We start from the raw sequence: 5,157 nt of genomic DNA, 5'->3' as shown, positions 1-5,157 counted from the left end.
ACGTTGGTTCAACAACTGGTCGTCTCTGACCATGACCTTCTCGGGCGGGTTCATTTTTGTCGCCGTGCTGCTGATGATGGTCTGACCCGCCCCTATTGAATTAACAAGGAAATCGCCCCTATGAATACCGCCGTCAACGCCAACGTAGTGCATGAATCCGAAGCCCAGCGCCAACACGCCCGCGTGAAAATCCCGGCCAAACTGCGCTTTTTCGGCCCCGACCGGACACCGGTTGAAGCGCGGGTCATCGACCTGTCGGCCGGTGGTCTGGCGTTCAACGCCGGGCAGTTGCCGCTCAAGGCTGGCGACGTGCACAAGGCGCGTCTGCAATTCGTCATCGACAACCTCGGGCTGGCGATGGACGTGGAACTGCAGATCCGTTCTTACGACCGCCAGACCGGCCGCGTCGGTTGCCAGTTTCAGAACCTCGAGCCGCAGGACATTTCCACCCTGCGCCACTTGATCACTTCGCACCTGGCAGGCGACATCGTCAGCATGGGTGAAGTGTTGGCAACGCTGCAGCGCGACAACTTCACCAAGGCGCGCAAAGTGAAGGACGGCGGCTCCGGCATGACCCCGTTCGGTCGACTGAAAGCAGTGACCTTCAGCGCCGGTGTGTTTGTCGTTGGCCTGGTCGCGGCGGGCTTCATTTTCAAATCGGTGTACGGCATGTACTTCGTCAGCCACGCGCAGGCTGGTCTGGTCAGCGTGCCGGGGATGAACATCACCATGCCCCGCGACGGCACCGTGCAGAGCCTGATCAAGTCCGACGGCGTTGCCGCCAAAGGCGCGCCACTGGCGACCTTCAGCACCAGCATGCTCGACGTGCTCAAGGGCCATCTGGAAGAAGATCAACTGTCCCCGGCCAAGGTTGAAGAACTGTTCGGCAAACAAATGACCGGCACCCTGACTTCGCCCTGCGATTGCACCGTGGCCCAGCAACTGGTGGCTGACGGTCAATACGCGAGCAAGGGCGATGTGATCTTCCAACTGGTGCCGCGCAACACCCAGGCCACCGTTGATGCGCGCTTCTCCTATCGCCAGTTCGGCGATGTGCGTCCGGGCACCCCGGTGAGCTTCCAGATCGCCGGCGAAGACAAGACCCGCACCGGCAAGATCGTCAGCAGCACCAGCCTAAAAAGCGCCGACCTGTCCTCTGACATCCGCGTACAGATCCAGCCAGACGAGCCGCTCGACAGCAACCTCGCCGGCCGCCCTGTGGAAGTCAACAGCGACCGTGGCCCGAACCTGAACTGGCTGATCGACAAAGCCATGGCTGCCGGTCTTTAAGTCGAGGACATGCCTGTGACTACTCCACCCATCTCAAGCACACCACAAACCCTGTGGGAGCGAGCTTGCTCGCGAATGCATTCTGACATTCAGCCTCAGTGCCGACTGACACACCGCTTTCGCGAGCAAGCTCGCTCCCACATGGGTTCAGTGTGCGCATTGGCTTTGGCAGTCAGTCTCGCCGGTTGCGCCGGCCTGCCCGATCAGCGTCTGGCCAACGAAGCGCTCAAGCGTGGCGACACTGCCACCGCTGCGCAGAATTATCAGCAACTGGCCGATCTGGGTTACAGCGAGGCGCAAGTTGGCCTCGCCGATATCCAGGTCGACAGCCGCGACCCTGAGCAAATGAAACAGGCCGAAGCGACTTACCGCGCCGCCGCCAGTGTTTCGCCGCGTGCTCAGGCGCGCTTGGGTCGCTTGCTGGTGGCCAAACCGGGTTCCACCGAAGCCGAGCACCACGAAGCCGAAACCCTGCTGAAAAAAGCCGCCGCCAATGGCGAAGGCAACACGTTGATTCCGCTGGCGATGCTCTACCTGCAATACCCGCACAGCTTCCCGAACATCAACGCGCAGCAGCAGATCGATCAATGGCGCAAATCCGGTTATCCGGAAGCAGGTCTGGCGCAGGTGCTGCTGTATCGCACCCAAGGCACCTACGACCAGCACCTGGATGACGTGGAAAAAATCTGCAAAGCCGCGCTCAATACCACCGACATCTGCTACGTCGAACTGGCCACGGTCTATCAGAAACGTGCCCAGCCAGAACAGCAAGCCGAGCTGATCAAGCAGATGCAGGCCGGCTACAGCCGTGGCACCGTCACCGCCCAGCGCGTCGATTCCGTGGCCCGTGTATTGGCCGATTCGACCCTCGGCAAGCCCGACGAAAAAACCGCGCAGTCGCTGCTTGAGCCGATCGCTCCGGGCTACCCGGCGTCGTGGGTGACCCTCGCGCAATTGCTTTACGACTACCCGGAACTGGGCGACGTCGACCAGATGATGAAGTACCTCGACAACGGCCGCGCCGCCGACCAGCCGCGCGCCGAGCTGTTGCTGGGCAAGCTCTACTACGAGGGGAAAATGGTCCCGGCCGACGCCAAAGTCGCTGAAGAACATTTCCAGAAAGCCGTTGGCCGTGAAGTCGCCGCCGACTACTACCTCGGCCAGATCTATCGCCGTGGCTACCTCGGCAAGGTCTATCCGCAGAAGGCGCTCGACCACTTGCTGACCGCTGCGCGCAACGGCCAAAACAGCGCCGACTTCGCCATCGCGCAACTGTTCTCCCAAGGCAAGGGCACCAAGCCCGACCCGCTCAACGCCTACGTCTTCAGCCAACTGGCCAAGGCGCAAAACACCCCGCAAGCCGATGAGCTGGCGACCACCCTCGCCGCGCAATTGCCGCCCGAGCGTCTGGCCGAAGCCCAGCGTCTGCTGCAACAGGAGCAAGCCAGCCGTGGCGCTCTGAACCAGAACACGCTGCAACTGCACGCCCTGCAAGAAGAAGACGGCGAGGAAAAATTATGAAGTTGAATCCATTTGTGAAGGCCGGCATTGGCCTCACTTTCGCGCTGATCTGGTCTTGCCCGACACTGGCCGCGATGACTGAAACCAAGAACTTCGGCCTCGAAGTGAAAGTCACCGGCCAGTCCGAAGACGACCGCGACCTCGGCACCGCCAGCGGCGGCGACGTCAACGGCGTCGGCCTCGACCTGCGTCCGTGGATCTACGGCGAAAGCGGCGCGTGGAGCGCCTACGCCATGGGCCAGGCCGTGACCTCGACCGACATCATCGAAACCGACACCCTGCAACAATCCGACGGTGAACAAGCCACCGACAACGGTGATCGCAAAACCAAGAAAAACTACCTGGCGATGCGCGAGTTCTGGGTCGGCTACAGCGGCCTCACGCCATACCCGGGCGAGATGCTCAAGTTCGGTCGCCAGCGCCTGCGCAATGACGACGGCCAATGGCGCGACACCAACATCGAAGCGCTGAACTGGACCTTCGACACCACCCTGTTGCGCGCCAACGCCGGTGTCGCCGAACGCTTCAGCGAATACCGCACCGACTTGAAAGAGCTGGCGCCGAAAGACAAGGATCGCCTGCACGCCTACGCCGACGCCGCTTACCAGTGGACGCCGGGCCAGTGGGTCGGCATTCGTGGTCACCATACCCACGACGACGGCAAACTCGATTACGCCGAGCCAGGTGTCCCGCGCGACTCGCTGGATAAAACCGAGAACGGCGACATCAGCTGGCTCGGCCTGACCGCCGACAGCGACGCCTACAACTGGCGCAACACCAACACCGTCAACTACTGGGGCAGCATCACCGGCATGAGCGGCGACCGTGACACGGTCAACGCGCTGAACGCCGATGGCACCCGCCCGGCACAAGCCAAGCGCAGCGATGACGTCAACGGTTGGGCCACCGACATCGGTGTGCGTCTGCGCCTCGATCCGCAATGGCAAGTCGGCGGTGCGTATGCCCGCGCCAGCGCCGATTACGAGCAGAACGGTCTGGAGAGCAACCGCTCCAACTACACCGGTACGCGTTCGCGGGTTCACCGTTTCGGCGAAGCCTTCCGTGGCGAAATGAACAACATGCAGACCGCGACCCTGTTCGGTTCGTGGATGGTCAACGACGAGTACGACGCCAGCCTGATCTACCACAAATTCTGGCGTGTCGACGGCAACAAGCCGGTCGGCAGCAACGGCATCAACGCCGTGGAAAACAACACCGACGACGCCACCGGCGCGATCCTTTCCAGCACCTCGCTGCCGCTTGAAGACGGCAACAAGGATCTCGGTCAGGAGATGGATCTGGTCGTCACCAAGTACTTCAAGCAAGGGCTGTTGCCGGCGGCGTTGAGCCAGTCGATCGACGAGCCTTCGGCCCTCGTGCGTTTCCGTGGCGGTGTGTTCAAACCGGGCGATGCCTACGGCAAGCAGGTTGATTCGTACATGCACCGCGCGTTCATCGACGTGATCTGGCGCTTCTGATGCAAACCGCCAAGGGAGTGCCCGACATGATCAGCACCAGGATAGGCTCACTCAGCCTGCTGGCCGGCGCGATGCTGCTGGCCAGCGCCGGCGCCTTCGCCAATGCAGAGCCGACGGCGCCGCAACCGGCCAAGCCGGCCACCGTGGCCAAAGAACTGCAACAGGCCAAGACCTACACCGTCAGCAGCGCGCCCACCGACGCGCTGAATCTGGCCGCGCCAAAACTGCCCGACCTGTCCGGCTTCACCGCCGAAGCCGCTGCGGCGAAGATCGTCCGCAGCAAACCGGGCAAAATCAGCGTGCGCCGGATGATGCAGGAAGACGCCCTGAAGGACTTCATCGGCGGCGACAACAAGATGGCCGAATGGGTGGTGCGTCAGCACGGCATCCCGCAGGCGATCTTCGTCGACGACGGTTATATGAACCTCAAGGATCTGGCGCAGAAACTGCCCAAGCAGTACTTCAGCGAAACCTCGCCGGGCGTGTACCTGTCGAAGCTGCCGATCGTCGTGGGCCGTAAAGGCATCCTCGAAATCGACGGCCAGACCCAGGAACTGCGCCTGTCCCAGGAGGCCGGTGCGTTCATGGTCAACGACGGCCAACTGTTCGTGCGTGACACCAAAGTCACCGGCTGGCGCGAAAAGGAAAACGGCCCGGCGACCTTCCGTTCGCCGAAGGAATTCCGTCCGTTCCTGCTGGCCTGGGGCGGCACCGAGACCTACATCGTCAACAGCAAGATGGCCAGTTTCGGTTACGCCAACAGTAAGTCGTACGGCGTGAGTATTTCCCAGTACACGCCGAACATGGCCAAGGTGCTCAAGCGCCCTGAGCCGACCGGCTGGATCGTCGGCTCCGAGTTCTCCGACAT

4 protein-coding genes and 1 pseudogene are annotated in these 5,157 nt (G+C 62.1%); all 5 read left to right on the top strand.

Features of this window, described 5'->3' with window-relative positions:
* On the top strand, positions 1-85 hold an 85-nt coding region (locus ACIP66_RS26765; protein WP_400652123.1), incomplete at its 5' end, for a hypothetical protein.
* Between the two features lie 35 nt (positions 86-120).
* Positions 121-1,290: an alginate biosynthesis protein Alg44 gene (locus tag ACIP66_RS26760; protein ID WP_053117301.1), complete on the top strand. Its 1,170-nt coding sequence runs from the start codon at positions 121-123 to the stop codon at positions 1,288-1,290.
* Positions 1,291-1,299: 9 nt separating this feature from the next.
* Positions 1,300-2,811 carry an alginate biosynthesis TPR repeat lipoprotein AlgK gene (gene algK, locus ACIP66_RS26755; protein ID WP_400652113.1) on the top strand — a complete coding sequence of 504 codons (1,512 nt, stop codon included), beginning with the start codon at positions 1,300-1,302 and terminating at the stop codon, positions 2,809-2,811.
* Positions 2,808-4,289, top strand: coding sequence for an alginate export family protein (locus tag ACIP66_RS26750; protein ID WP_212544022.1), 1,482 nt, complete (start codon positions 2,808-2,810; stop codon positions 4,287-4,289). Before algK ends, ACIP66_RS26750 begins: the two co-directional genes overlap by 4 nt.
* 26 nt (positions 4,290-4,315) lie before the next feature.
* Positions 4,316-5,157 (top strand): annotated as a pseudogene (locus ACIP66_RS26745) (right-handed parallel beta-helix repeat-containing protein); the annotation flags it as partial.

It is taken from the genome of Pseudomonas sp. NPDC088429, assembly GCF_044753305.1.
Classification (GTDB): Bacteria; Pseudomonadota; Gammaproteobacteria; order Pseudomonadales; family Pseudomonadaceae; genus Aquipseudomonas; species Aquipseudomonas rustica.
The sequence above is the reverse complement of the archived record's forward strand: the minus strand, read 5'-3'. Positions and strand labels throughout refer to the sequence as shown.